Annotated in this window: 27 protein-coding genes and 2 pseudogenes; 15 read left to right on the top strand and 14 right to left on the bottom strand. The window is 39.8% G+C overall.

The genetic code is table 11. From position 1 onward, the window contains the following. Positions 1-9: 9 nt before the first annotated feature. The 9 genes and pseudogenes from cydB to ACP69Y_RS04770 all read right to left on the bottom strand — a co-directional run bounded on the left by cydB (position 10) and on the right by ACP69Y_RS04770 (position 8,447). The gene (gene cydB, locus ACP69Y_RS04810; protein ID WP_425916632.1) at positions 10-1,155 is read right to left on the bottom strand and encodes a cytochrome d ubiquinol oxidase subunit II; all 1,146 of its coding nucleotides are present in this window, start codon (positions 1,153-1,155) and stop codon (positions 10-12) included. Continuing rightward, the gene (locus tag ACP69Y_RS04805) at positions 1,152-2,738 is read right to left on the bottom strand and encodes a cytochrome ubiquinol oxidase subunit I (RefSeq protein WP_425916631.1); all 1,587 of its coding nucleotides are present in this window, start codon (positions 2,736-2,738) and stop codon (positions 1,152-1,154) included. The genes cydB and ACP69Y_RS04805 overlap by 4 nt, the downstream gene beginning before the upstream one ends. Beyond that, positions 2,738-2,929, bottom strand: a complete 192-nt coding sequence (gene cydP, locus ACP69Y_RS04800) for a cytochrome oxidase putative small subunit CydP (protein ID WP_131214356.1) — start codon at positions 2,927-2,929, stop codon at positions 2,738-2,740. The genes ACP69Y_RS04805 and cydP overlap by 1 nt, the downstream gene beginning before the upstream one ends. Positions 2,930-3,350: 421 nt before the next feature. Further along, positions 3,351-4,146: pseudogene (locus ACP69Y_RS04795) on the bottom strand (IS982 family transposase). A gap of 161 nt (positions 4,147-4,307) precedes the next feature. Next, a complete protein-coding gene (locus tag ACP69Y_RS04790) occupies positions 4,308-5,420 on the bottom strand; it encodes a porin (protein WP_425916629.1) in 1,113 nt (370 codons plus the stop codon). 255 nt (positions 5,421-5,675) lie between these two features. Beyond that, the gene (locus ACP69Y_RS04785; RefSeq protein ID WP_005247210.1) at positions 5,676-6,089 is read right to left on the bottom strand and encodes an HIT family protein; all 414 of its coding nucleotides are present in this window, start codon (positions 6,087-6,089) and stop codon (positions 5,676-5,678) included. Between the two features lie 32 nt (positions 6,090-6,121). Next, on the bottom strand, positions 6,122-6,391 hold the full coding sequence (locus ACP69Y_RS04780; protein ID WP_067724748.1) for a YARHG domain-containing protein: 270 nt from the start codon (positions 6,389-6,391) through the stop codon (positions 6,122-6,124). Positions 6,392-6,472: 81 nt separating this feature from the next. Further along, entirely contained in the window at positions 6,473-7,345 is an 873-nt protein-coding gene (locus ACP69Y_RS04775) for an NAD(P)-dependent oxidoreductase (protein WP_425916626.1), read from the bottom strand. A gap of 10 nt (positions 7,346-7,355) precedes the next feature. After that, a complete protein-coding gene (locus ACP69Y_RS04770; protein WP_425916934.1) occupies positions 7,356-8,447 on the bottom strand; it encodes an alpha/beta fold hydrolase in 1,092 nt (363 codons plus the stop codon). Positions 8,448-8,582: 135 nt separating this feature from the next. Here ACP69Y_RS04770 and ACP69Y_RS04765 point away from each other — a divergent pair, with 135 nt between their 5' ends. From ACP69Y_RS04765 to trpB, 9 genes and pseudogenes are all read left to right on the top strand, one after another. After that, on the top strand, positions 8,583-9,770 hold the full coding sequence (locus ACP69Y_RS04765; protein WP_425916624.1) for an O-succinylhomoserine sulfhydrylase: 1,188 nt from the start codon (positions 8,583-8,585) through the stop codon (positions 9,768-9,770). Between the two features lie 45 nt (positions 9,771-9,815). Continuing rightward, entirely contained in the window at positions 9,816-10,145 is a 330-nt protein-coding gene (locus ACP69Y_RS04760; protein ID WP_425916622.1) for a YbaB/EbfC family nucleoid-associated protein, read from the top strand. Positions 10,146-10,157: 12 nt separating this feature from the next. Next, positions 10,158-10,754, top strand: a complete 597-nt coding sequence (gene recR / locus ACP69Y_RS04755; RefSeq protein WP_425916620.1) for a recombination mediator RecR — start codon at positions 10,158-10,160, stop codon at positions 10,752-10,754. 225 nt (positions 10,755-10,979) lie between these two features. Continuing rightward, on the top strand, positions 10,980-12,122 hold the full coding sequence (locus tag ACP69Y_RS04750) for a ribonuclease D (RefSeq protein WP_425916618.1): 1,143 nt from the start codon (positions 10,980-10,982) through the stop codon (positions 12,120-12,122). A gap of 128 nt (positions 12,123-12,250) precedes the next feature. Continuing rightward, complete coding sequence (locus ACP69Y_RS04745) at positions 12,251-12,559, top strand: YcgL domain-containing protein (protein ID WP_131291061.1); 309 nt, start codon at positions 12,251-12,253, stop codon at positions 12,557-12,559. Between the two features lie 21 nt (positions 12,560-12,580). Continuing rightward, on the top strand, positions 12,581-12,964 hold the full coding sequence (locus ACP69Y_RS04740) for a hypothetical protein (protein WP_131214347.1): 384 nt from the start codon (positions 12,581-12,583) through the stop codon (positions 12,962-12,964). Positions 12,965-12,985: 21 nt separating this feature from the next. Next, the gene (locus tag ACP69Y_RS04735) at positions 12,986-13,837 is read left to right on the top strand and encodes an AAA family ATPase (RefSeq protein ID WP_425916616.1); all 852 of its coding nucleotides are present in this window, start codon (positions 12,986-12,988) and stop codon (positions 13,835-13,837) included. A gap of 13 nt (positions 13,838-13,850) precedes the next feature. Then, entirely contained in the window at positions 13,851-15,038 is a 1,188-nt protein-coding gene (locus ACP69Y_RS04730) for a vWA domain-containing protein (RefSeq protein ID WP_425916614.1), read from the top strand. A gap of 46 nt (positions 15,039-15,084) precedes the next feature. Then, a pseudogene (trpB, locus tag ACP69Y_RS04725) lies at positions 15,085-16,288 on the top strand (tryptophan synthase subunit beta). A gap of 164 nt (positions 16,289-16,452) precedes the next feature. Here the strand turns inward: trpB and ACP69Y_RS04720 are convergent. From ACP69Y_RS04720 to ACP69Y_RS04710, 3 genes are all read right to left on the bottom strand, one after another. Then, on the bottom strand, positions 16,453-16,884 hold the full coding sequence (locus tag ACP69Y_RS04720; RefSeq protein WP_425916612.1) for a CBS domain-containing protein: 432 nt from the start codon (positions 16,882-16,884) through the stop codon (positions 16,453-16,455). A gap of 132 nt (positions 16,885-17,016) precedes the next feature. Beyond that, positions 17,017-17,391, bottom strand: a complete 375-nt coding sequence (locus ACP69Y_RS04715; protein ID WP_425916610.1) for a DUF2750 domain-containing protein — start codon at positions 17,389-17,391, stop codon at positions 17,017-17,019. A gap of 138 nt (positions 17,392-17,529) precedes the next feature. Further along, positions 17,530-17,763, bottom strand: a complete 234-nt coding sequence (locus tag ACP69Y_RS04710; RefSeq protein WP_067865878.1) for a hypothetical protein — start codon at positions 17,761-17,763, stop codon at positions 17,530-17,532. Positions 17,764-17,988: 225 nt separating this feature from the next. Between ACP69Y_RS04710 and ACP69Y_RS04705 the strand changes: the two genes are divergently transcribed. After that, entirely contained in the window at positions 17,989-18,348 is a 360-nt protein-coding gene (locus ACP69Y_RS04705; protein WP_425916608.1) for a hypothetical protein, read from the top strand. A 106-nt stretch (positions 18,349-18,454) separates the two neighbouring features. Further along, positions 18,455-18,775 (top strand): hypothetical protein, encoded by a 321-nt coding sequence (locus tag ACP69Y_RS04700; protein ID WP_425916606.1) that lies wholly within the window; start codon positions 18,455-18,457, stop codon positions 18,773-18,775. Here ACP69Y_RS04700 and ACP69Y_RS04695 read toward each other — a convergent pair. After that, positions 18,702-20,285: an insulinase family protein gene (locus ACP69Y_RS04695; protein WP_425916604.1), complete on the bottom strand. Its 1,584-nt coding sequence runs from the start codon at positions 20,283-20,285 to the stop codon at positions 18,702-18,704. The genes ACP69Y_RS04700 and ACP69Y_RS04695 overlap by 74 nt on opposite strands. Before the next feature lie 11 nt (positions 20,286-20,296). Further along, positions 20,297-21,628 carry a M16 family metallopeptidase gene (locus tag ACP69Y_RS04690; RefSeq protein WP_425916602.1) on the bottom strand — a complete coding sequence of 444 codons (1,332 nt, stop codon included), beginning with the start codon at positions 21,626-21,628 and terminating at the stop codon, positions 20,297-20,299. Between the two features lie 232 nt (positions 21,629-21,860). Here ACP69Y_RS04690 and ftsY point away from each other — a divergent pair, with 232 nt between their 5' ends. From ftsY to ACP69Y_RS04670, 4 genes are all read left to right on the top strand, one after another. Beyond that, on the top strand, positions 21,861-22,967 hold the full coding sequence (gene ftsY / locus ACP69Y_RS04685; RefSeq protein ID WP_425916600.1) for a signal recognition particle-docking protein FtsY: 1,107 nt from the start codon (positions 21,861-21,863) through the stop codon (positions 22,965-22,967). A gap of 169 nt (positions 22,968-23,136) precedes the next feature. Further along, the gene (locus ACP69Y_RS04680; protein WP_425916598.1) at positions 23,137-23,823 is read left to right on the top strand and encodes a nitroreductase family protein; all 687 of its coding nucleotides are present in this window, start codon (positions 23,137-23,139) and stop codon (positions 23,821-23,823) included. Between the two features lie 198 nt (positions 23,824-24,021). Continuing rightward, a complete protein-coding gene (locus ACP69Y_RS04675; RefSeq protein ID WP_425916596.1) occupies positions 24,022-24,615 on the top strand; it encodes a nitroreductase family protein in 594 nt (197 codons plus the stop codon). 209 nt (positions 24,616-24,824) lie between these two features. Next, positions 24,825-25,484 (top strand): DUF2057 family protein, encoded by a 660-nt coding sequence (locus ACP69Y_RS04670; protein ID WP_425916594.1) that lies wholly within the window; start codon positions 24,825-24,827, stop codon positions 25,482-25,484. The last annotated feature ends 402 nt before the right edge of the window (positions 25,485-25,886 follow it).

Below are 25,886 nucleotides of genomic sequence, written 5' to 3'. Positions count from 1 at the left end.
AACACAGCCTTAATAGAGGCTGTGTGAATTTTCTTGAACGTGTTTGTTGGTAATAACGCCCCACATTTTGTAATAACACCAAGTGGTGTAGCACAAAATAATTGGAACAAAAATGCAGGCCGCAACTGTCATTACAGTTAGTGTATTTTTACTTGATACTGCATCCCACATCGTCAAGCTTGCAACAGGATTGATGCTTGAAGGCATAAGAAATGGAAACAATGCAAAACCGGCAGTCAAAATTGCACCAATCACCATGAACGATGTGCCCAGGAAGCTTAAACCCGCTTTTGCTTTCGCAGCAGATGCAATCACAATCAGGCTACCCAAGATTGCCATTACAGGTGCAATCATAGTGATTGGATAAGTTGAATAGTTGTTCATCCAGCCATGGTTGGCATTGGTAATGACTTCTTTTGCAAATGGATTTGCTACACCATTGGTATCAAATGGCTGAGCTAGGCTATAGCCTTCAATACTACCGAAGTATAACCACGCACCTGCACCCAAGAAGCAAACCAGGAATATAACACCCATCAATTGAGTTGCTTTCGCAGAACGTGCATGTAAATCGCCATCTGTACGAAGCATTAACCAGGCACCACCATGCGCACATAGCATAGACAGGCTGACCAGACCACAAACAATCGCGAACGGATTAAGCAGTGCAAAGAAGCTACCGGTATAAGTTGAGCGTACGGTTTCATCTAAAGTAAACGGTACGCCTAAGAACATATTGCCGAACGCAACACCAAACACTAGAGCAGGAACTGCACCACCAACAGCTAAACCCCAGTCCCAAGACGTACGCCATTTTTTGTTCTCAAGTTTAGAACGATAGTCAAAGCCGACAGGTCTGAGGAATAAAGCGAAGAGTACAAGCAGGAGCGCCCAGTACATGCCGGAAAATGCGGTTGCATAGACCATAGGCCATGCTGCAAACAGTGCACCACCAGCAGTAATGAACCAGACCTGGTTGCCGTCCCAGTGTGGAGCAATGGTATTGATTGCGGCACGACGTTCGTCATCGTTTTTGCCTACGAATGGCATAATTGCCATGGAACCCATATCAAAGCCATCGGTGAGGGCAAAGCCAATCAGCAGTACACCCACCAGAATCCACCAAATGATTTTGAGTAATTCATATTCGATCATGATTGAGCCTCCGCAGCAGCGTGGTTTTGATCATCCGCTTTTTCAAAATGGTATTTACCAGTATGTAAAGAACTTGGACCTAAGCGGGCGAATTTGATCATCAAGTACATCTCGATAATCAGAAGTACTGTATAGAACGCTGCAAGCGCTAAGATTGAACCCCAAATGTCCCCAGTGCTTAAGCTTGAAGCAGAAAGATGGGTAGGTAAAACCTCACCAATAGTCCATGGTTGACGACCCCCTTCAGCCACATACCAGCCAGTTTGTGTAGCAATCCAAGGCAATGGAAGTCCGTAAAGTGCAAATTTAAGTAGCCACGGTTTGTTTTCTGCATTGCGTTTAGCCACTGCATAAGTTGCTAGGATAAACAGAAGCAGCATCAAGAAACCAGAAGCAACCATGGCACGGAACGAGAAGAACAGGGCAGTTACGTTCGGAATAGTATCCTTGGTTGCTGCCTTAATTTGCTCTTCAGAGGCATCCACTACATTTGGTGTGTATTTTTTAAGAAGCAAGCCATAACCCAGGTCTTTTTGGTTTTCTTGGAAAGAAGCCATAAGTGCTGGAGAGCGATCGCCTGCACGAAGCTTTTCAAGTTCGGCATACGCATGCATACCATTGCGGATACGAAGCTCATGTTGAACCATCAGGTCTTTTAGACCAGTCACTTCTTTATCAAGAGAACGCGTCGCAATAATACCCATCACATATGGAATGCGAACAGCGTAGTCAGTGCGTTGTTCTTCCTGATTTGGAATACCGAATAATGTAAATGGAGCGGGTGCCGGGTGAGTTTCCCATTCTGCTTCAATTGCAGCTAATTTGGTTTTTTGTACATCACCCAGTTCATAACCGGATTCATCACCCAGTAAAATAACCGATAATGTAGAGGCTAAACCAAAGATTGCAGCAATTGCGAAAGAACGGCGTGCAAAAGGCAGATCACGTTTTTTGAGCATGTAGTAGCTGGAAATTGCCAGAACGAAAATTGCACCAGTCACATAACCTGAAGATACCGTATGGACAAATTTAACCTGAGCCACCGGGTTGAAAATCAGCGCACCGAAATCAACCAACTCCATCCGCATGGTTTCAAAGTTGAACGCTGCACCGACAGGATTTTGCATCCAGCCATTGGCAACTAAAATCCACAGTGCAGACATGTTGGAACCGAGTGCAACCAGCCAGGTCACGCCTAAATGCTGAGCTTTGGAAAGTCGATCCCAGCCGAAGAAGAAAAGACCAATAAAAGTCGATTCCAAGAAAAATGCCATTAATCCTTCAATAGCCAGTGGCGCACCGAAAATGTCACCGACATAATGCGAATAGTACGCCCAGTTTGTACCAAACTGGAACTCCATGGTTAAGCCTGTAGTTACCCCTAAGGCAAAATTAATACCAAAAAGTTTTCCCCAGAATTTGGTCATGTCTTTATAAATTTCCTTACCGGAAATCACATAAGTGGTTTCCATAATGGCAAGAATAAAAGCCAGACCAAGAGTAAGGGGTACAAATATAAAATGATACAACGCGGTCATTGCAAATTGGAACCGCGAAAGATCGACCACGCTTTCAGAAATCATCAACGTGTCTCCTTGATTTGGGAAGGACTGCCGGCAATACGCTCGGCAACTTGAGAGTCAAAATTTTTGGGAATAGTGGGGGCATCGAACCAGATGTTTTTAATCAGCAGCAAGAGAGCAATCTTAATTATTAATATGATTGTGATCTCTCTAACTAATCTTTGATTAAAATCTTTGGGTATTAAGCTCATGCAAATAAGCCTATTTTTAAAATATAATTATATTATTAAACAAAAAGTAACTAAAAATAAATAGATTAAACATTTAAAATAAAAATATATTATTTAATTAAATAAAAACAATTACTTGAAAATATACATTGTTAAAAAATAAACTAAAATTTAGCTATTTTAAAGTTGACTAAAATGCTTAGTATTAATATTTTTAATTCCGACTAAAATGCTTATGTATTATATTTAAAGTTGACTAAAACAGTTGTATTTTATATTTTAAAGTCGACTAAAATACTTCGTTTTATCGATGGATATTATTTTGAGATAATATTTGTTGAATAAGACTAATTTGCATTTTAATTAAAATTGAGGCGTTTTAAAAATAGAATAATAGAGGAGAGGTATTAAATATTCTATTTAATCCGAATAATGGATAAGGTCATTTGACGAAAATCGTGAGCTTATTCTTTTGGCATAATTGATATGCACATAACCAAGCATATATATTGCTTAAATAACCAGAAATGGATTCTTTACTGTGTGCTGATCAAACCGAATTTACCCTTTAAGAGCCCAATCACTATTTCAATTTTATTTCGCTGTCTTAAATTCCACTCATCTGAAGGTGTCCATTTTACAGCTTGCATATTTTTTCAATGATAGGTAAACAGTTCAATTCCTCTGAATTTTAACTTTTCCTGCAAGGCTTTTGATCAATAACCTCGATCACCTAAATCTTCGCTTTCAACGCTTACGTCTGCCTCTCAACAGCGCAAATATCAGCATGTGACCCTGTCGTGATTTGTGGATTTGCTAATTCCCAATTGGTTCATCAACAGAGGTAATTTACAATCATAAAACCATCCCATTGAACTCATGCCACGTGTAGTAAGACTTTTAAGCGTTTTATGCCGGACTATTCTTTGATTTTTACATATAGGGAGTAAAATTAAATCTATCTAGAAATGTGACACGGTCTGATGATCCAAACAACTATGATGTAAAGCTTGCAACGTTAAGCGATGATCACTCATTAACTGAATTAAACGCTCATAACACGGCAGTCTACAGAAGGCTGTTAAATAGACTTGCCTCAGCATTTGATAAAATGCTTTGAAATTATTGATTTGTGACTGCTTGTACCACACAGCGATAAATAATATTTCATATAGTGCAAGATAAGCAGGTCGAAACCTTTGTCTAAGTTGCTCTTGCTTTAAAAATTTCTCATAAATAGGTTAGAAAGACAGACAAAAGTCATCAATTAAACAAAATAATTTACAGGCTCAGTCAATTTTTTATCCGCAATTCATGTTAGTTATGAAGGTGGTGATGCTGATTTGGTTTGAATTAAAAAAGACCGCCCTAAGGCAGTCTCATATTAGCTATTTTGAACTTAGAATTTGACTTCCATACCTAAGCCATAAACGGTTTCATCTGCATTTGAAGTGTTAATAGTAGTTCCTGTAACAATTGAAGCAGCTCCGCCACTTCCGCGTCTATTATCCCACTCGCGTTGTACTGCATTAGCAAACAATTTGGTTTGCTTGTTTAATTTATAATCTGCGCCAATACCCCATTGTTTTACAGAAGTATCGCCAGTTACGCCAGTAGTTCGTATAGCCCAGTCAGTATCAGCTTCTTGATACTGAGCTTTAAAAGACCAAGGTGTATTGCCAAGATTGTAAGTTGCTGAAACTAACCATGCATCTTCTTCTACATTATTATAGGCTTCAGTACCTTGGAAATCAGAAATTTCTGCAGTTTGCCACATTGCACCTAAATATAAGCCAGTCGCACCAATTTTGCCAAGATCATAAGAAGCACCTACACGAATTGCATCAGCAGGAGCATTTGAAATACCGACAGCCTTGAAGTCACCAATTGAATTAAAGTTTCCAGCAATAACAGCTTCGAAACCTAAATCTTTATTGGCATATGCAAGTGAAGTAGAGATACCATCACCAATGCTGTCACGCGCACCATCAGTATAATTTATAGTTTCGGTATTAGACTCACCTTGTTGAGCTTGAAGAGCAAATACTAAACCTTTCATTAGTTTAGGATCTGTTTCAATACCAATGACGTTTTCTACACGCTCTTCACCATACATCATTTCTTTGATGTCAGCGTGAGCGTAGTCATTGAATACATCACGGTATCCACCAGCAGCATCTTTAAATGGAGTATCCATAATACCCGCTTTTAAAGTACCTACATTTGCCCATTTTAAACCACCGAAGATATTACGTTTGTTAAATACGTCATCACCACCATCTACATCAATTTCCCATTCGGCTTGGTAAACAGCAGCGAGTTTTTCAGTTAGTTTTTCTTCACCTTTAACACCAATACGTGAAGCATTGGAGTTGAGTTCAATTTTATCATTTGCGCCATCATCATCCCAGCTGTCAACGCTTAAATTTACTTTACCATACAAAGTTGGTGCCGCTTGTGCTGCACTCGTCCCCATAGCCGCTACTACAGCAGCGAGAAGCAATTTTTTCATTGAGATTTCTCCAAAACACGGTTCTAAATGGCATTTGCCTTACTTAACACTTCTTTTTAGTTTGCTTGAGTACAAAAAGTTACAGAAGCTCACCAACTTGCTATGCAGTATCTGTAATGTTTGTGACAGCGAAGTGAACAATAAATGACAGTTTGATGACGTGTTTCGATTGATCTTTAAACTAAATATTTCTTTTTTTATTCTATATTTATAAAAAAATGGAGCCGAGGCTCCATTTTTTGAATTCATTTTAAATCAAAGTGCGGCTTTAATTCTTTCAGCCAATGCCTGGATTTTTTCTTGATCACCCATGTGTAAAGCATGTTTTCCCAGTTCATGAACTGAACTTGGAATAAGGTGGAAATGTACATGCGGAACAGTCTGACCCGCGGATGCGCCTGAAAGTTGCATAAGAACAATGCCTTTGACTTCAAGTGCGATTTCCATAGCCTGCGCAACTTTTTGCACAATTTGAATGGTGTAAGCAGCAGCATCAGGTGGTAGATCAAGCAAAGTTATTGCTGGTGTTTTAGGAATCACCAATGTATGACCTTCAGCCTGTGGCATGATGTCCATAAAAGCGAGGACTTGATCATCTTCATACACTTTAATTGCAGGAATTTCGTTGCGGATAATTCGTGCAAAAATATTTTGATCATCGTAAAGCATGGCTAATCCTTGAAAGTGATTGGGTACTGTAATTATTTACAGTTCAATTCTTTCTGACGATCTTTGATGGCGTCAAGTCGTTGTTGCTCTTTTTCTGAAAATTTTGGTTTAGTCGTATAGCAATTATCATTGCCAAACTTTGCCTTGGCATCAGGGTCTTTAAAGCAAAAACCTTTAGATGCGTAAATGACATCATGGTCATTCTTCAATTTTTGACATTCTTGCTCTGGCGTTGCTGCAAAAGCACTTGCCCCAATAAAAGTTGCAACACTAGCAAAAATTGCAACACTTAACTTAGTCATGAGAGTTTCCTCTGTAAGAACATTGTGTATAACACATAACCACAATATTAGGTTTCGTTATCATTATTCAATGGCGAGTTATTACTCAAGTGTAATTTTACTCCATGATTCATACATTTTTACAGCGCTAGAAAAGTCACTGTCTTTTTCTGCTAAATCACTGGAAGCTTGAATTAAACTTTGGGTGAGGGCAATCACTGGCGCAGACAGTCTAGCTTCACGAACCAAGTCTAAAGCAATACCGGTATCTTTGGCTAATAATGGTAGCGCGAAGGTCAACGGAAAACTACGGTTTAAAATACGCTGCGGTAAAACTGTTTCGGTTACGCCACTTTTACCACTGGATGCATTAATACAATCCAATGCTTCGTTTAGGTTTACGCCATGTGCTTTGAGTGCAGTAAAGCCTTCTGCCACTGAACAAAGATTTACAGCCAATAACATATTGTTTACTGCTTTCACTGCAAATCCTGCACCCGGGCCACCCACATGTTTAATCAGTTTGCCAAAGGCTCGAATTGCAGGCAGGGCCTGTTCAAAAGCAGCAGTTTCACCACCAATCATTACCGTTAAGGTCGCATTTTCAGCGCCAATGGTTTGCCCACTGACGGGTGCATCAAGGAAATCGATATTTTGTTCTTTTAATTGTGTTGCCAATTTTTTTGCCGATTCAGGAACACCACTGGTGCAATCTACCCATACAGCGCCAGATTTAATTTTGACACTGGCAATGAGCTCTTCGACTTCTCTGCTGGTTGGCAGGCAAGAAAAAATAACGTCGGCTTGAACTGCCTGTTCAAGTTCGACTGCTTGCGTGCCAAATTCAGTTGCATGCTGTTTGGCTTTTTCGAAATTACGGTTCCATACATAGACCGTGTCGAAATGTTGAGGAAAATGGGCTGCCATGCGGTAACCCATAGCCCCTAAGCCGATGAATGCAACTGACTGAATCATGATGTATCCTTTATATTTTGCTTGATCTGTGTTTTAGCCAGGTGGTCATAAATGGCCAGAATTCATTGGCACTAGATTGACTCGACATCAACCCTAAATGACCTCCCGGGATAAGAGTAAACGTGACATCCTGGCTATTTGTCAATTCAATTAAAGGTTTAACCGCTGCTGCTGATACGATCTGATCGCTACGACCCGCACCCACCAGTACAGAGCACTCAATATTCTTTAATTCGATATTCTTATCTTGTAATTGGATAATGCCATTTTTGAGCGGATTTTTTAGCCAGATATTAAAAATCATGTCCTGATTGATACCGCCCGGGTAGTCCATCATACGATTTAAAAAATTGCCCATAGTGGCATGTTCGTATAAAGCTTGCGGGTTATCAAGGTTCGCTAAAAACTGCTTTTGGCTTTGTACCCATCCTATAGGATCAATAATTTTAAAACCGAAAGCATTCAGTAATCCCGGAGTATGGAGCAGGGATTTGGGTAAGATTTCAGAATAGATCTTGTTTTGCAGGGCTTTATTTTTAGCAATCAGTTGATTGGCCTTTTGAAACAGTTTACCAATACGACCTGAAGCATAACTGTCCACTGGACTACCCAGTACAATCAGGTTTTTGACAAAATTTGGTTGTTGTAATGCGGTATATAGCATCACAAATACACCGGCCATACTCCAGCCATGCAGTGAAATTTCATCGCTACTGGAATGCTGACGAATTTTTGCAATGCAATGTGGAATGGCATCGTCAATAAATGACATAAAATTGAGGAAGCGATCTTTATAGTTATATTGACCCCATTCGATTAAATAGACATCAAAACCACTATGTTGAAAGTGTTTTACCAATGAGCGATAGGGATACAGGTCATAAATCGCCATGTTGATTGCAAGCGGGGCCACAAAGACTAACGGTTCTTTATATTGTTTATCTGGTGAAGCGTAATAACGTACACGGCTTTGTTTATATTCTGCAATGATTTCATAGGGCGTAGTTTGCGATAGAATCAGCGATTTTGAATTGAACAAACTCGTTGACAGGTTTTTGAGTTTGTTTCTATGTTTGGCAATTCTATTTTTAACTTGAATCATTGCGGGTACTGCTAACATATGAGTGGATTGATCGAAGTGTAGGCGATATTTATGCATTATACCTTGACCTTAAATGCTATAGGCGCTCAAAATGTTGGCAATTATTAGTAAAGGCAGCAGGACTGGGTAGGAAAAATGAGCCAACAAGACGACATTGAATACCAATTAGATACTTTAGCCATTCGTACAGGTCATACACGCAGTTTTGAAGGCGAGCACAGCGAGCCAATTTTCCTGACATCTTCATTTGTTTATGAAAATGCAGCAGAGGCAGCCGCTAAATTTTCAGGTCAGGAACCGGGAAATATTTATTCACGTTTTACCAATCCGACTGTAGCGATGTTTGAAAAACGTTTAGCTGCCTTGGAAGGTGCTGAACGTGCTGTGGCAACCAGTTCGGGTATGGCAGCAATTATGGCTGTTGCAATGTCATATTTGAAAATGGGCGATCATGTCATCTGTTCACGTGCGGTATTCGGTTCGACTGTATCTTTGTTCGAAAAATACGTAGCTAAATTTGGCGTAACTGTTGATTTTGTTGATTTGACAGATTTGCAAGCATGGAAAAATGCCATTAAGCCTGAAACCAAACTATTGTTTGTAGAATCTCCATCCAACCCGCTTGCTGAAGTGGCTGATGTTCAAGCCTTGGCAGACCTTGCCCATGCCAATGGTGCATTACTAGCAATTGATAACAGCTTCTGTACCCCGGTATTGCAACAACCGATTAAATTTGGTGCGGATTTGGTGGTTTATTCCGCGACTAAATACCTTGATGGTCAAGGCCGTGCTTTAGGCGGTGCTGTGGTGGGTAATCACCAACTGCTTGAAGAAGTATTTGGTTATGTGCGTACCACTGGCCCATCCATGAGTCCATTTAATGCGTGGGTATTCTTGAAAGGTTTGGAAACTTTACGTTTACGTATGCGTGAACATTCTGCAAATGCACAGAAACTGGCTGAATTTCTAAATACTCATCCAAAAGTTGAAAAAGTGTACTACGCCGGTTTAACTTCGCATGTGGGTCATGAACTTGCAGCGAAACAACAAAGCGGTTTTGGCGGTATTGTTTCGTTTGAAGTAAAAGGCGGTCGTGAAGGAGCTTGGAAAGTCATCGACAATACCCAATTTATTTCAATCACCGGTAATTTAGGTGATGTGAAATCGACAATTACGCATCCTGCTACCACAACTCACGGTAAACTCTCAGCAGAAGCGAAAGAAGCTGCCGGTATTCGTGAAGGTTTAATTCGTATATCTGTTGGTTTAGAAGATATTGATGATATTATTCGCGACATTAGTCGTGGTTTAGATTTAATCTAACTTTTTATAAATATCGATTTAGAAATTGATTGTTCGGAGAATTTTATGAACATTAATATGTTGATGCAGCAAGCACAGCGCATGCAGAAAGATGTTGAAAACAACATGAAAAAAGCCAAAGAAGAGCTTGCTCAAACAGAAGTTCATGCTGAAGCAGGCGGTGGTTTGGTGAAAGTCACCATGACTTGCCGTAACGTAGTAAAACGTATCGAAATCAGCCCTGAATTGCTTCAAGACGATGCAGACATGATTGAAGACTTGATCGCTGCTGCAATGAATGATGCTGCGCGTCAAGCTGAAGCGGTTTCTGAAGAGCGAATGAAAGCGGCTAACTCGGGTATGGGCTTGCCACCAGGCCTTTCCGGTTTATTTTAAGGAATACGTTTAGTGTTTAGTGATCGATTTGATCAACTGGTACAAGCTTTACGTATTTTGCCAAGTGTTGGGCCGAAATCGGCTCAGCGCATGGCATTGCACCTGATCATGAAAAACCGGGAAGGTGCAGTCGGCTTGGCACATGCCTTAAATGAAGCAACCACCTATATCCATGAATGTAGCATTTGTCATTCACTGACTGAAAATGAAGTCTGTGATATTTGCTTGTCCCATGAACGCGATGATCAGCTGTTATGTGTGGTCGAATCACCTGCAGATGTCATGGCGATTGAGCAAAGTGGCAGTTTTCGTGGCAAGTACCATGTACTGGGTGGGCATTTGTCGCCGCTAGATGGTATTGGTCCTGAAGAAATCGGAATTCCGTATTTGATTCGGCGCTTAAGTCAAGGCAACGTTTCTGAAGTAATACTGGCAACCAATGCAACCGTGGAAGGTCAGGCGACTGCACATTATCTGGTGGAAGCAACCAAGCATCTACCTCTCCAGATGACCCGGATTGCTCAAGGTGTTCCTCAAGGGGGAGAGCTTGAATATGTCGATAGCCATACCTTAAGTCAGGCGGTTCATAATCGTATGCGTATGAAATAAGTACCTAGGTGCTTATTTTATCATTTAAAGAGTAAACCAAGACTTTAGTAGCGTTTGCTTGATTGAAATCTAAACTTATATAAAAAACATATAAAAAATGCTTATTATTTAAAAGAAATACCTAAATTAAAGCAATATATTTTATAAACGTAAATTTTGTTATATCTAAATGCTATATATCGGTTAATATACTTTTTAAAAGAATCTGCTTTTAGACTCGGTAATATGTTTCAGTTCATTCAGCAACAAAAAGACTTAGAAAATATTTTGCATTTGATGGGTCAGACATCCATTTATGGATTAGACACAGAATTCATCAAAGTCGATACCCTGTGGCCTAAATTGGGTGTATTTCAAATTAATGTTGCAAGTCAGGTCTTTTTGCTCGATGGGACAAGTCTGGATTTGTCTGCATTTTGGAAAAAAATATTTCAAGCACATCAAAATGTCTTCCATGCTTGTAGTGAAGATATTGATTTAATTTACTACTATGCACAGCAAAAAAGCCTAAGCAATGTTTTTGATACCCAAGTGGGGTTGTCTTTTCTAGGGCACGGATTGCAAGTCAGTTATCAAAATGCGTTAAAACAGATACTCGATGTCGATATTGATAAAGATCAGACACGATCTGATTGGCTGGCACGTCCGCTTAGCCCAGAACAGCTGACTTATGCCGCCAATGATGTGCTGTATTTGATGAATTTATCTAATAAAATTCAGCATGAATTAACTGAGAAAAATTTACTTGAGTTTGCACTCGAAGATTGCCGTCATCTGACCCATGAAATTGGGCAAGAAACCCCATTGGATTTGCTCTACCATGATGTGGGCAATTACCGTCATTCACGCCGTCAACTGATGCAGTTGCAACAGCTGGCTGTGTGGCGTGAACAGATGGTTAAAGCGTTAAATTATCCACGTAGCTTTATTCTGAAAAATTCAACCATGATTGATTTGGTGGAAAAGAATCCACGTAATCATTTTCAGTTATCAGGAATTAAAGATATTCGTCAGAATATTGTGCGTGATCATGGGAAGACCATTTTAGATTTATTGAAATTCTTGCCTGAGCAGGCGGAATGGCCACTTCGTATGGCACGTCCAATTCGTCATTCATCTAAAGATATTGGTGAAAAAGTTGATAAAGTTATTCAGGCTGTAGTAGAAGAAACCACCGTACCGAAAGAAGTATTGATGCGTAAAAAATGGCTGAATGCACTGTATCAACATGTAGTTTTTCATAATGACGAACAGGATTTGCCTGCCTATCTTTTGGGTTGGCGTTATGACCTGTTAACCAAGCCATTAATTGATGTTCTGCATGCTGACGAGCAATATCTATCTACCCAAATGAAGGTGATGGAATAATTTTTAAACAGATTGATTAAAGAATTATCGTTTATACAAAATCAAGACTGATGCGTTAATAATCACTAATGTATCGGTCTTTTTTTTGCTGTATGCTTAAGCCAAGTTTTATGAGTACTGTTTCAACTATGCATTGTTCAATTTTCAAATCTAGCAAAAAAGATGAAATGTATCTTTACATTGCCCGTCCTGAGCCAACTGAAAACGAAGCTGAAGCAGCCAGTCCGCTTGAGGTTTTGCCTGAACCGATGCGTGTTGCATTCGGTCGTGCGACTTTTGTGATGGATTTAGAGCTCTCTGAGAGCCGTAAATTGGCACGTGTAAATGTGTTGCATGTGATTGACTCCATTCAAACTAAAGGCTTTTTTATTCAAGTGCCGCCAGAAGGTTTGATCAATCCTAATCAAGCTGCCCCAGAAGGGTTGCGCGGTGCCTAAAGTCGATTCAGGAGTTGCACGATGAATAGTTTTCTTTCACTACTAGATTCAATTCCTGAAGATAGCATCGCTGTCACGGTTTATGTATTGGGAAGTATTATTATTCTTTGGGCTTGGTATGCGATTGCAAAACGTTTGCCTCAACCTTTGGGTGGAATCACATGGATCGTTGGATTTGCGATTTTACTTACGCCTACGGTGTCTGAAGGGAATAATGCTTCCATCGCCCCAGCAATTTTTGGGCTGTTATTTGGCGTTTTAACCAAAGAAACTGCTTTGGTCTGGTCAAATGCTTCCCTTATCTTATTTGTTGTGGGACTTGGTCTGGTGGTTGGCTATTTATGGTCAAGATATACCGCCAACAAAGCAAAATTTGTAGTCAACAAAAATAGTTCACCGCTTTAAGTAAAACAATAAGGTTAAATTATGTCTGTGGATACTCAACAATTTTCTGGTACAGATCAGTACATTGCGACTGATAGTTTAAAACTTGCTGTAAAAGCTGCGCGCGCACTGCAAAAACCGCTTTTGGTTAAAGGTGAGCCGGGTACAGGTAAAACTTTACTTGCAGAACAGGTCGCTGAAAGTTTGGGTTTAAAATTGCTTACCTGGCACATCAAATCCACCACCAAAGCCCAGCAAGGATTATATGAATACGATGCAGTCTCACGCTTGCGTGATAGCCAACTGGGCGATGATCGTGTTTATGATATTAAAAACTATATTAAACCTGGAAAATTGTGGGAAGCATTCACCAGTGAAGAGCGCTGTGTATTGTTAATTGATGAAATTGACAAGGCAGACATCGAGTTTCCAAACGATTTATTGCATGAACTGGATAAAATGTCCTTCTTTGTTTATGAAACAGGGGAAACTATTACCGCGACACAACGTCCAATCGTGATTATTACTTCAAACAATGAGAAGGAGTTGCCGGATGCATTCTTGCGCCGTTGTTTCTTCCATTATATTGAATTTCCTGATGAAGCGACCATGCGTGAAATTATTGATGTGCATTTTCCGCAAGTCTCTACGGCTTTAGTTAATGAAGCATTGCAAGTATTCTTCAAGCTGCGCCAAATTCCGGGATTAAAGAAACCGCCGTCAACGTCTGAACTGATTGACTGGTTAAGCTTGTTGATGGCAGATGACATGCCTGAAGATATCCTGCGTAATCATGACAAATCGAAAGCCATTCCACCGCTGTATGGTGCGCTGATTAAAAACGAGCAAGATGTCCAGTTGCTTGAACGTTTAGCCTTTATGTCACGACGTTAAGGAGACATCGCCCATGTTTGTGCGATTGTTTTATACTTTGCGACGTTACGGCGTACCGGTATCGACGCGTGAATTGATTGATCTGAATGAAGCAGTGGCTTCAGGTCTGGTTTTTGCCGATCAGGACGAGTTCTATCAACTGGCAAAAACAGTCATGGTCAAAGATGAGCGTTTCTTCGACAAGTTTGACCGGGCAATGAAAGATTACTTTGATGGCATCTCAACTTTTGATCTGGATGATTTGCTCAATCAAGTACATAAATTGCCGAAGGACTGGTTTGATCTTGAGCTTCTGGAAAAACATCTCACTCCTGAGCAGCGCAAAGAACTTAAAAAAGCCGGTTCACTTGAAGAACTGATGAAGATGCTGGAAGAGCGTCTTCGTGAACAGCACAAGAAGCATCAAGGTGGTAACAAGATGATCGGTACGGGTGGTACATCGCCATTCGGTGCCTATGGTGATCATCCTGAAGGTGTGCGTATTGGCGGGCCGGGTCGTAAACGTTCTGCTGTTAAAGTCTGGGAACAGCGTAAATATCAAAACCTCGATGATGATCAAATTTTAGGTACACGCCAAATGCAAATGGCGTTGCGCCGTTTGCGTAAATTTGCGCGTCAAGGTGCAGCTGAAGAACTGGATATCAATAGCACCATTCGCGAAACTGCCAAGCAAGGCATTTTAGATGTGCAGTTGGTGCCAGAACGTCGCAACCGTATTAAAGTTTTAATGTTGTTTGATGTCGGTGGATCAATGGATTCGCATATCGCGCAATGTGAAAAATTATTCAGTGCGGCCAAAACCGAATTTAAAACCTTAGAGTATTTTTATTTCCATAACTGTTTGTATGATTATGTGTGGAAGGACAATATTCGTCGTTCTAACACGCGTATGAATACCTGGGATTTATTCAATACCTATGGCCGGGACTATCGGGTGATTGTCGTTGGGGATGCCAGTATGGCCCCCTATGAGCTAAGCTCGGCGGGCGGTTCTGTTGAATATATGAATGATGAAGCGGGCAATGTCTGGTTGCAGCGTTTACGTCAGCATTTTGAAAAAACCGCATGGCTTAATCCTGAAGAAGACCGTTATTGGCATTACACCCATACCATTGGTCAAATTAAGCAGATTTTTGAAAATCATATGTATCCAATGACCTTGAAAGGTGTGGAAGATATGACAAAATATTTAGCTCGCTAAACATAATAAAACTCAATGCGTTGGTGCTAAATAAAGAAATTGGAAAATAGATCATCAAATTAATGGTATCCCACTGCCAAATGAAGAAGGTTTCTTTGGACAATACGGTGGTCAGTTTATTCCAGCTCATTTAAAAAAGTGATGGATGAAATTAATGTGGCGTATGAGCAAATTCGTCATACGGCCGAATTTCAAAATGAATTGGCAGCTTTATTTGCCAATTATGTTGTTCGTCCAAGTCCATTGTTTCATGCCAAACATCTGTCGGATCAATTGAGTAGTGCACAAAGCTATTGAAACGTGAAGATTTAAACTACCCTGGCGCGCACATAAATAACCATTGTTTAGGTGAGGCTTTACTTGCCAAATATATGGGTAAAAGCAAAGTCATTACTGAAACAGTTGCAGGGCAGCAGGGTGTGGCCTTGGCTAGGGCATGTGCGTTAGTCGGTATTCCGCGTAAAATTCACATGGGACAAGTGGATATTGAAAAAGAACATCCAAATGTTGTGAAAATGAAAATTTTGGGCGCGACTCTGATTTCAGTCACACGCAGGACTGAAATTTTAAAAGATGCTGTGGACAGCGCGTTTGATAAATATCTCAAAGATCCGAAAAAGGTCATCTATGCCATGGGTTCAGTGGTGGGTCTGCATCCAGTTCCCAAAATGGTGCGTGATTTCCAGTTCATTATCGTCGATGAAATTAAAAGTGCAGACTCAAGACCGTTTCTGTTCGAATTCGGATTATATCGTGGCCTGTGTCGGTGGTGATTCAAATGCGATGGATGCTTTCACCGCATTTTTAAATGAACCAGATGTGAAACTTGTGGGGGTTGAACCTGCAGGACATGGTTTGGATTCAATATGCATTCGGCAACCTTGACTTTGGGTAAACCGAGTCAATTGCATGGCGTGTTATGTGCTTGAAGATGAGCAAGGTGAGCCATTGCCGGTGCATTCAATTGCTTCTGGTCTGAATTATTTGGGTGTAGGGGCCCAACACACAGCTTCTTTGAAAGACTTGGGGCGAGTGGAATACTCAACCGCAACAGATCAGGAAGGCTTGGATGCCTTTATGACATTGTCGCGTGTAGAAGGTATTGTTCCTGCGCTTGAAAGTTCACATGCAGTAGCATAGCGATATGTGAAGCACCAAAAATGGCTAAAGATGTGAAAATGATAGTGAACTTATCCGGTCGTGATGATAAAGACTCTGACTATGTGGCTGCAAAATTAGGTTTGAATTAGTTATAAAAATCTCTCTTGTGTCATATAGGGTTCATCTTATAAAAAGAAGGACTTTCTCCTCTGTTTTTTTAAAGGGATGAGTAAAAGTCTCCTTTGTTAAAGGGAGATTTAGGTGGATTAAAAAAACCTCTCATTACGAGAGGTTTTTTATTAGATTTAAGCATTTAACTAGCAATATATTGTTGTAACTGATCAATGAGTTTACGCTGATCATCCATGACGGCTTTAACCAAGTCACCGATCGAGATTAAGCCGATAAGTTTGTCATTTTCAACTACCGGAAGGTGGCGCAAATGGCGATCGGTCATTAAGCCTAAGCAATCTTCAACACTGGTCGATTTGGTAACTGTTAATACCTTTGCAGTCATAATTTCACTGACTGAAGTTTCTTTAGACGTACGTTCCATCAACATAACCTTACGTGTGTAATCACGCTCAGAAAGAATACCGACTACTTTATCTTGGTCAGTGACCACAACTGCACCAATGCCTTTATCTGCCATAAGTGAAATTGCTTCAAGTACAGTTGCTTCAGGACTAATCGTAAAAATAGTTTGTTCAATTTTATCCTGAATAACTTGTGCTACATTGGTCATTTACTGTCATCCTTTATTGTTTGTTATTTGACATTAAACTTAGCGCGAAATGAGAAAAATGCCAATACTATTCAAGTCAGAAACTTAATTTTATATTTCTCTGTATTTCGCTTTAATAGTTTGCACAACTGCCTAAGCAGGTTGCAAAGATTCAGAGAAAAAGAAATGACGCATTTGTTGAGTGGTCAATTTAAATTTTCGACTTGAAGAATTACATAAAGCAGGGGTGACTTTTAAACGCGTTAATGTCGGCAGCAAAGATTCTTGAAAATCATGAGGGGTGATTTTACGCGGCGTATAGTCGGGCCAATGTAATTGGGCATACTTATGTGCTTGAACACTGTTCAGCCAAAATGGAAAAATATAGTCTTCATGGTCAGACATCATTGCCCAGCCTTGTTGGTGATATAAACCCCAAAGTACACCGCAATACGTCATCGACTTTAAAAGCGTAATTTTAAAGAACAAGTCTTTAGGAATAAGGTGTAAAGATCTAATCTGATTCATACCAAAAGCATCTAGTGACTTCAGGAGCTATTGTAGGAAATTTAGATTAAAGTTCAGTGTAAGCTTTGAGAAACTATGTAAGGAAATATGTATTTAAAAACAATAGGCATTAAAAAACGCCACCTTAGTGACGTTTTATTAAGCTTGCATAGTGGCTAAATTCTGCCAGTATTGGGCTTTTAGCGAATCACGTTCTACACGGAAACCTTGATAATAAAGTTCCGCCAGGAACAATGCTGCTTTACCATGCCCAGCACGAGCGACATCTTCCAATTTTTGAACTGCATCTGCAAAATTCATTTGTGATTGAATAGTATTTACTGCATCTGCATATGCATGTTCTAAGTCTTGGTGAGAGAGTTGTTGAATCATATTAAACTCCTTATTGTAATTATGATTGCTAAAGCTAAGACTTTTAAGTTCGTCTTGATACTAATTTAACTAGCTATTGTTAAAGTAATATTACATTTGACTTGAATTGTCAAACAATATATGTGGGTCATTCTTATTAATTCAAGTTTACATGATTAAACAATGCACTAAATGATTTTTTATTAATATGGATATACGGAAACTCGTAACTATAAGGAGAATAACATGACAAAAACATTAGATGGTTTGAATTTTGATTTGCCTCCAACAGCCGCTCAAATTGTTGAACTGGCTCATCAACATCGCAAAAATTTAGACGAAGCAGTTTTTCATCAAGAAATTCACTTAGGTGATTTTTGTTTAGCTCAGCGTAAAAGAGTTTACGATTTTACCCGTCAGTTGGATCCACAACAACGTGAACAATTTTATGATATTTATAATGGCGAGTTAAAGCGTGTCGCGGATGATGATGAACTGCATCCAGTTGATTCAGAAAGAGGTGTCGGGGTTTTTGCGATTGCGCTTGTTTTAGGGATTATTGCGTTGGTACTTTACTTTGCCGTGATCAGAAACGTAATAGGATAAGCACTTGAGGATTGCTCAATTTCTGCTGCAAGTGCTTTGAAATTGAGCAAATCTGCTTGTACTTATTTTTACCGCACCCTACACTACCTTGAGTTCGAGGTAGGTTATGCATATCGCTATACAAAAAATTGTTCAATTAAAATCTGAAATAAAGCTGGAAAATGTTTATAACGTGCTCATTGTTACGATTATCGCCATTATATTAACGCTGGCTTTAATTGCCCTGCATCGACCAATTTCAGTTTCACAATTTGAAAATATTGTGAAACTTTCATCTCAAGCCAATTATCCTGATACCCAAGAAATGGCCTTGCACCTGATGCAGCAGCCTCAGGTTCCTTATGCTCAATACCTTAAATTGATGCAGGCGCATCAGTTGGAAATGAAGCAGGCACATCAATTATCTCCTTTGCAGGTGGAGCAATAATCGTTTTAGGTATTTGCTCTATTGAAGGTGTAGCAAGCTTTGGCACCTGTGGAAGTAAATTTTGCTTGAGTGTGGTTTCCAAAGCCCGTTTATCTAATTTGTTATTGACCACAATAAGGGTTAAGCGTTCAGGATGAAGATGTTTCTGAATCGAATTTTGTACATCTTGAGCGGTAATTTTCTCTAATAAGGTTGGGTATTCATTCAAATAACCGGCCGCTTGATTATAAAAACCCATTGAGCCTAACTGGGCATTGATATTGGCATTGCTACTATAATTATTTGGAAAAGCCCGTAACATGCCAGCTTTGGTTTCCTCCAGCTGTTTTTGATCAATTGGTTGTGTCACAAAATTCACTAAAGCCTGATGAGCGACTTGCATACTCTCGAGGAGTTGGTCTTGTCGGGTTGAGTAACTAAAACTAAAAGTCCCCGGAACTTGGCTGAATGAAAATGAACTATAAGCCCCATAGGTGTAGCCACGTTTAACCCGCAGTTCTTTCATCAAGACAGAATTAAAACCACTCCCACCGAACATTTGATTGGCCACTTCTAAAGCTAAACGATCTGGATCAAAGCGTGTGGTGCCTAAATGCCCCATAGTCACATGTGCTTGACTGGAATTAAAAGTAAGGTGGCGAATATCAAAAGTTGATTTATGGACTGGTTGAGCCAGCGGCTTGGCTTTTTGCCCCTGTTTTAAGTTTCCTGCAATCCGTTCAGAAAGTTGTAAGGCTTGTTTGGAGCTGAGCTGGCCAGTAATGGCGATATTCAGATTTTGTGCCACCAGAAATTGATCACTAAATTGTTTCAGTTGTACTGGGGTGATTTTACTAATACTGCTTTGTGTTCCGGTAATCGGTTCTGCATAGGGATGTTTTCCATACAAAGCACGATAAAACTGAACATTCATCATCCGGCTTGGACTTTCCTGGATCTGCTTTTGACCTACTTGGGTATTGCTTAATACCAAATTAATACTCGATTTTTTAAAAGTCGCATGATTTAAAATTTCCATCATCATGCCTAGTGCCGGCTCAAGTTTTTTCGGATCTGATAGCACCCTTAGTTTTACAACGAACATATCCCGATAAGCTTGAGCACTAAATTGCGCGCCAACTTGTTCAAAAGCACTCGCAATTTCGTTAGCAGTATACTTTTCTGTGCCTTCATCAATCAGCTTTGCTGCCATATTGGCAACCCCATACAAACCTGGAGCGATCTCTTCATCCCGTGCGGCACCTGCATTAAATGTCAGTTGGATATCCACCATAGGGAGATCTTGTGATTCAACAAACAGGGTACGGACTTTATAGCGATTTTTCAGTTCATGAACATAAGGCGCATTAAATTGAAGTTGTTTATTATTGATTTTTAAGCTTTGTAACAGGGGAATCGAGGTTAAATGCGTCGGGTTTTCATCGCCCATGCTATTTAAATTTACCTCGGCAAGTGTAGATTGGACACAGATAATTGAGCCGAGTAAAACCAGAGGGTGTAGCTTCAACATGTAAAATTCCGTTATTGTGCTTTATTTTCGGGAGAAAGATATAAAGTGCTGAGATTGTCACGGGTAAAATAAATATTTGCCACGCGCTGAATATCATGAGGGCTTACGGTTTCAAAGTGCTTTGGAAGTTGATCCATTAAGCGAAAACTTAAACCATTGATTTCTAAGTTGCCGATCATTTTGGTTTGTCCCGCAATATCGTCTTGGCTGTAAACCAAGTTAGCCACGTATCTAGCCGTTACACGTTCAACTTCTTTGGGTTTAATCAGTTCAGTCTTTAATAAATCAATTTCATTTTGAATGGCTTTTTCAGCCTCTTGCAAACTCACACCATCCGTAGGTAATGCGGAAATACTGAGTAAGCTGTCTCCACGACTATAGGGGTCGTAAGAAACGCTAACTGCGGTCAAAATTTTCCTGTCGCGGACTAAGCGATCTTGGAGTCTTGAGGAAATACCACTGTCTAATACGTTTTTAATAATAGTGAGTGCATAGGCATCTTGCGGATTTTTCGCGGTCACCAGTGAACGTACATTCCAAGCCATATATAAATTTGGCACTTGTACAGGTAAGTTGAGTTCCATATGGCGATAACCCACTCGGTCAAACTCCAATACGTCATTTCTGGCCGGTGTTTTTCTGGCCGGGATGTCGCCAAAATACTTTTGCACTTGTAATAAAGTGCTTTCAGAATCAACATCACCGACAATAATCAATATGGCATTATTGGGGGTATACCAGTCGCGATACCATTTTTTCACATCTTCAAGCTGAATGTTTTGAAGATTTTTCATATACCCAATCACCGGTTGCCGGTAATGGCTGGTTGGATAAGTAATCCATTTAAATCGTTCAAAGGCCAATGATCTTGGATTGTCATCTGTACGTAAGCGCCGTTCTTCCATTACTACTTTTATTTCCGGATCGAAATCTTGCTGCCGTAACAGCAGATTGCTCATGCGATCCGCTTCAAGCTCTAAAGCCATCGGTAAATAGGTTTTCGGGTAAAGCTGATAATAGTTGGTGTAATTGGTAAAGGTTGAAGCATTCACGCTGCCGCCATAAATACGGCTTAAACGGGTAAACTCGTCATTCGGAACTTTATTGGTGCCTTTAAACATCATGTGTTCAAGCACGTGGGAAATTCCCAGTAAATTCCCTGATTCATCGCTGCTTCCCACGCCGTACCAAATTTGAGTCATCACCATGGGGGAGCGATGATCTTCACGAATAATCACTTTTAAGCCATTTTTGAGCGTGGTTTCAAAGGTGGTACGCGCTAATTCACTGCGGGTCTCGGCATGAAGCCATCCGCTTTGCGTTGAGAGTAAGGCAAAGCCCATAGGTAAAATGTATTTTTTAAAAAAAGATAGCTTTGGAAAAAGTGAGAAGTAACTTTTGGGCACAATATTTACCAAAGTGATTAATTGTATTTATGGTTATTTTTAAGAAATTCCCGTTTGAAAGCAAGGCGGAGTTGTTCGTTTTTGGTGTGTTGTACGTCTACTGGGGATTGCAAAGGAAATCTATGCTAGAATCCTTGTTTTTCAACGCAATGCTTTTCAAGGATTCGGCATGCAACAGCAATCTAATGGGCAAAATAAATTTTTGATTGATGCTGATATCGGGGATGACGATGTCACTTTACCGAATTTACCTGCGGTAAATGTACCTATTGTTGAAACTCCAAAACAAGAACAAGCAACTGTTTCTGCGCCTGTAGCCACAGAAACTGAGCAAGATGATGCATCTAAGAGTGGTTTTTTTAGCCGCATGAAAGTGGGCTTAACTAAAACCCGTAAAAACCTTGCTGATGGCATGGTAAATATTCTGATCGGTGGTAAAGAAATCGATGATGAATTATTAGAGGAAGTTGAAGAGCAATTACTGGTTGCAGATATTGGTGTTGAAGCGACTAAAACCATTATTGCTAATTTAACCGAGCGTACTACGCGTGGTGATTTGATCTATTCACATTCGTTGTATAAAGCTTTGCAAGAAGAGCTGTTGGCGATTTTGGCTCCACGTGTCAAGCCTCTACACATTGACCCAAATAAAGCGCCGTTCGTTATTTTGGTGGTGGGCGTCAATGGTGTCGGCAAAACCACGACCATTGGTAAACTGGCAAAACGATTACAAGGTGAAGGCAAGAAAGTCATGTTGGCAGCGGGCGATACATTCCGTGCTGCAGCAACAGAACAGCTTCAGATTTGGGGTGAGCGTAATAATATTGCAGTGGTATCGCAAGGTCATGGTGCAGATAGTGCTTCGGTCATTTTTGATGCTTTTGAAAGTGCGCGTGCTAAAGGTATTGATGTACTTATTGCTGATACTGCAGGGCGTTTACATAATAAAAGCCACTTGATGCAAGAGCTCACCAAAGTTAAACGCGTAATGCAAAAAATTGACGCAACTGCACCGCATGAAATTATGTTGGTGGTCGATGCAGGTACGGGTCAAAATGCCATTAATCAAGTTGAAATGTTTGATGAAGCGGTTGGCTTAACCGGGCTTACCATTACCAAGCTTGATGGTACGGCAAAGGGTGGTGTGCTGTTTAACATTGCCAGTCGTACCCATGTGCCGATTCGTTTTATTGGTGTGGGTGAAAAAATCGACGATTTACGTCCATTTTCGGCAAAATCTTTTGTTGCAGCATTGTTTGAAACTGAAAATAAATAGTGTGTGATAATTCACACAAACTCCGCTAAGTGCGGAGTTTGTTGTTTTTAGGCTAATTGACTGATTTAAAAAACAACATCTAAGAATAACTTATTCAAAGAAGTACGCTGGAACAAATTAGAATCGAAAGATATTAAAAGCTTTAGCATTCGTATTGGGGAGTACTGCTGTGGCATTGTTAGAGAAAATTGGGCATGTCCTGAAGTCAGATATCACCAAAGATTTTAAGCTTAAAAAAAGAGCTGCTGAAGAAATGCAGGAACTCACTTTTGTTGATCATTTGAAAAAACGTCGCAGCATCTATGTGCTTGGAAAAAAGGTCCATTATAGTCAAGCCTACTTGGCAGAACTCATTCAAGAAGCGGTAAGAAGTTGTCCATCTGCCTTAAATTCTCAAAGTTCACGTATTGTGGTGTTATTTGGTGAGTCTCATGAAAAATTTTGGGACATTGTCAAGGATGTACAGCGAAAATTGGTTGCTGTGCATGTTTTTGCCGGTACAGAAATGAAGATAGAGCAGTGTGCCGCAGGTTTTGGTACGGTACTTTTTTATGAGGATCAGCAAACCATTCAGTTATTACAAAAGAAAATCCCTTTCAATGCGGGTGATTTTCCGGTCTGGTCAGAACAGACTTCAGGCATGGCGCAATATGCAGTATGGACGGCCTTGGCTGATTCGGGTATCGGAGCTTGCCTGCAACACTATAACCCGAGTATAGATTCAGCTGTTGCAGACTATTTTAATATAGACGCATCGTGGTTGCTTCGAGCACAACTGGTTTTTGGTTCAATTGAACAGGAACCTGGCTCTAAACATGATTCCCAAGATGGAGATCGATTTAGAATATTGGTCTAATTGATGTTATATAAATAAAGCACTTTTAATAGGTGCTTTTTTGAGTTTTTAAATCGGCATAAAATTCTGAAAATACTTCATAAAACTGTTCTATAAATAAAACACAATGTCACTTTTTTAGTCATGTACTCATACTAGAATTAACTTAAGATAAACTCATCCTAATAATGTTTAACAAAAATCAGAGGGAAATAAATCATGTCATTTCTAGAGCAAATTAAACAACGCCGTAGCATTTACTCAATCGGTAAAAATGTTCGATTGGCACAAGATAAAATCGAAGAAATTATTAAAGATGCGGTACGCAATAGTCCATCTGCTTTTAATTCACAAACATCACGTATTGTTACCCTATATGGTGAATCACATACCAAGTTTTGGAATATCGTACGTGAAACACTCCGTAAAATGGTGCCAGAAGACGCATTTGAAAAGACCGATACAAAAATTAATAGTTTTGCGGCAGGTTATGGCACTGTTTTATTTTTCGAAGATCAAGATGTTGTCAAATCGTTGCAAGAGCAGTTTTCATTATATGCGGATCATTTCCCGGCATGGTCAGAGCATTCAAGCGGTATTGCGCAGTTTGCCGTGTGGACGGCATTGGCGGAACACCATATAGGTGCTTCATTACAGCACTATCATCCAGTGATTGATAATGAAGTTGCCGAGACTTTTGATATTCCTAAAAACTGGAAATTACGTGCTCAGTTGGTGTTTGGTTCAATTGAGGCACCTGCTGGAGAAAAAACCTTTATGGATGATAAACTGCGCTTTAAGACATTTAACTAAGCATTTCTTTACTTAAAGGCAAAGAGAGCGTTATTGAACGCTCTTTTTTATGTCTCAAAAAATCTTAACTTCATATCTGTGAAATTGAAAAGCTTATCTCAACAAAGTCTTGAAGATACTGGTGTATTAAAAATGGCTTTGTCATAAAATCGTCATTTATACATTGCATAGTGCAACTGAATTTTAACAATGAAAGAAGAGAAAGCAGAATGGCTTTAAGATTAACTTTTGCTGCAGCCGCATTAATGATCAGTGGTGCTGCATTTTCGGCAGTCACGATTACAGTACCTGAAGAAATCAAAATTCTTGCGGTAAATGATCAGGAAGTTAATACAGGATTATTCCGTTCAGCGAACAATCAATATAAAGTCGATGCAGGTGAAAGTAGTATTAGTGTGCGTTACACCCAATATTTTGAACACTTGAATGGTGAACACGATATTGTTAAGTCTGGGGTGGTGACGCTAAAAACTCCATCGCTAAAAAATGGTGAAAATTACCGATTAGATTTGGTAAACGCACCAACGAGTTTTGAAGCTGCAAAAAAATATGCTGAACAACCTGTCGTGGCTTTATTCGATAAGAATAAACAAATGCTGGTTCAACAAAGTGGTGCAAATACAGAACAAAAACCTTGGTTAGGACGAGGTATCTTGGCAAAAGCCACAGATTTGACTCAAAAGAAATCAACACCAGTTAATCAGCCAGCTCCAGTTTATACACAGGCAGCAGTTGTTTCAGGTGCTGCTTCACTAGCTAACTTAGATTCTAGCAATACAGCAGATCAACAACTGATTCAGCTTTGGAAAAATACAAATAAAGCCGAACGTCAAAGATTTATGAGTTGGTTGGCTGACCAAGCAAACTAATGCATGCGTTCATTCATTTAAAAGAAAAGCTAGTTTAATGCTGGTTTTTCTTTTTATAGCTATGGTTGTGAGCTGGGAATTGCTCTTCTCTAGATGGGAAAGTGTAGAAAAAAGATTCAAAAAGTGAGAAAAGCAGCATTTTGGTTTAAAAAACAAACAGTCGGTTCTATTTTTAAGTTATTTTGATAAATAGGGGTTGCGTCCCTTAATAAACTGTATAGAATACGCAGCATCCCGACGCGATACAGCAAACGAACTTAGCTGATTGGGTTAAGTTGTTGAGTTTATTGCGTTGAAACTTGTCTCTGACGAAGAGCAAGATAGATCATTAAGAGATTATGAAGAACAACTTGTGTGGATTTTTACTGGTTGATCGATCGAAATTATTTTCATTGATTGATG

Origin of the sequence: Acinetobacter sp. TSRC1-2 (assembly GCF_049895885.1) — a bacterium.
Lineage (GTDB): Bacteria > Pseudomonadota > Gammaproteobacteria > Pseudomonadales > Moraxellaceae > Acinetobacter.
Note: the sequence above shows the minus strand (reverse complement) of the source record. Positions and strands in the feature narration are given on the sequence as shown.

Coding starts and splice junctions, on each gene's coding strand:
- cydB (WP_425916632.1), bottom strand. CDS start 1,155: ATGATCGAATATGAATTACTCAAAATCATTTGGTGGATTCTGGTGGGT.
- ACP69Y_RS04805 (WP_425916631.1), bottom strand. CDS start 2,738: ATGATTTCTGAAAGCGTGGTCGATCTTTCGCGGTTCCAATTTGCAATG.
- cydP (WP_131214356.1), bottom strand. CDS start 2,929: ATGAGCTTAATACCCAAAGATTTTAATCAAAGATTAGTTAGAGAGATC.
- ACP69Y_RS04790 (WP_425916629.1), bottom strand. CDS start 5,420: ATGAAAAAATTGCTTCTCGCTGCTGTAGTAGCGGCTATGGGGACGAGT.
- ACP69Y_RS04785 (WP_005247210.1), bottom strand. CDS start 6,089: ATGCTTTACGATGATCAAAATATTTTTGCACGAATTATCCGCAACGAA.
- ACP69Y_RS04780 (WP_067724748.1), bottom strand. CDS start 6,391: ATGACTAAGTTAAGTGTTGCAATTTTTGCTAGTGTTGCAACTTTTATT.
- ACP69Y_RS04775 (WP_425916626.1), bottom strand. CDS start 7,345: ATGATTCAGTCAGTTGCATTCATCGGCTTAGGGGCTATGGGTTACCGC.
- ACP69Y_RS04770 (WP_425916934.1), bottom strand. CDS start 8,447: ATGATTCAAGTTAAAAATAGAATTGCCAAACATAGAAACAAACTCAAA.
- ACP69Y_RS04765 (WP_425916624.1), top strand. CDS start 8,583: ATGAGCCAACAAGACGACATTGAATACCAATTAGATACTTTAGCCATT.
- ACP69Y_RS04760 (WP_425916622.1), top strand. CDS start 9,816: ATGAACATTAATATGTTGATGCAGCAAGCACAGCGCATGCAGAAAGAT.
- ACP69Y_RS04750 (WP_425916618.1), top strand. CDS start 10,980: ATGTTTCAGTTCATTCAGCAACAAAAAGACTTAGAAAATATTTTGCAT.
- ACP69Y_RS04745 (WP_131291061.1), top strand. CDS start 12,251: ATGCATTGTTCAATTTTCAAATCTAGCAAAAAAGATGAAATGTATCTT.
- ACP69Y_RS04740 (WP_131214347.1), top strand. CDS start 12,581: ATGAATAGTTTTCTTTCACTACTAGATTCAATTCCTGAAGATAGCATC.
- ACP69Y_RS04735 (WP_425916616.1), top strand. CDS start 12,986: ATGTCTGTGGATACTCAACAATTTTCTGGTACAGATCAGTACATTGCG.
- ACP69Y_RS04730 (WP_425916614.1), top strand. CDS start 13,851: ATGTTTGTGCGATTGTTTTATACTTTGCGACGTTACGGCGTACCGGTA.
- ACP69Y_RS04720 (WP_425916612.1), bottom strand. CDS start 16,884: ATGACCAATGTAGCACAAGTTATTCAGGATAAAATTGAACAAACTATT.
- ACP69Y_RS04715 (WP_425916610.1), bottom strand. CDS start 17,391: ATGAATCAGATTAGATCTTTACACCTTATTCCTAAAGACTTGTTCTTT.
- ACP69Y_RS04710 (WP_067865878.1), bottom strand. CDS start 17,763: ATGATTCAACAACTCTCTCACCAAGACTTAGAACATGCATATGCAGAT.
- ACP69Y_RS04705 (WP_425916608.1), top strand. CDS start 17,989: ATGACAAAAACATTAGATGGTTTGAATTTTGATTTGCCTCCAACAGCC.
- ACP69Y_RS04700 (WP_425916606.1), top strand. CDS start 18,455: ATGCATATCGCTATACAAAAAATTGTTCAATTAAAATCTGAAATAAAG.
- ACP69Y_RS04695 (WP_425916604.1), bottom strand. CDS start 20,285: ATGTTGAAGCTACACCCTCTGGTTTTACTCGGCTCAATTATCTGTGTC.
- ACP69Y_RS04690 (WP_425916602.1), bottom strand. CDS start 21,628: ATGGGCTTTGCCTTACTCTCAACGCAAAGCGGATGGCTTCATGCCGAG.
- ftsY (WP_425916600.1), top strand. CDS start 21,861: ATGCAACAGCAATCTAATGGGCAAAATAAATTTTTGATTGATGCTGAT.
- ACP69Y_RS04675 (WP_425916596.1), top strand. CDS start 24,022: ATGTCATTTCTAGAGCAAATTAAACAACGCCGTAGCATTTACTCAATC.
- ACP69Y_RS04670 (WP_425916594.1), top strand. CDS start 24,825: ATGGCTTTAAGATTAACTTTTGCTGCAGCCGCATTAATGATCAGTGGT.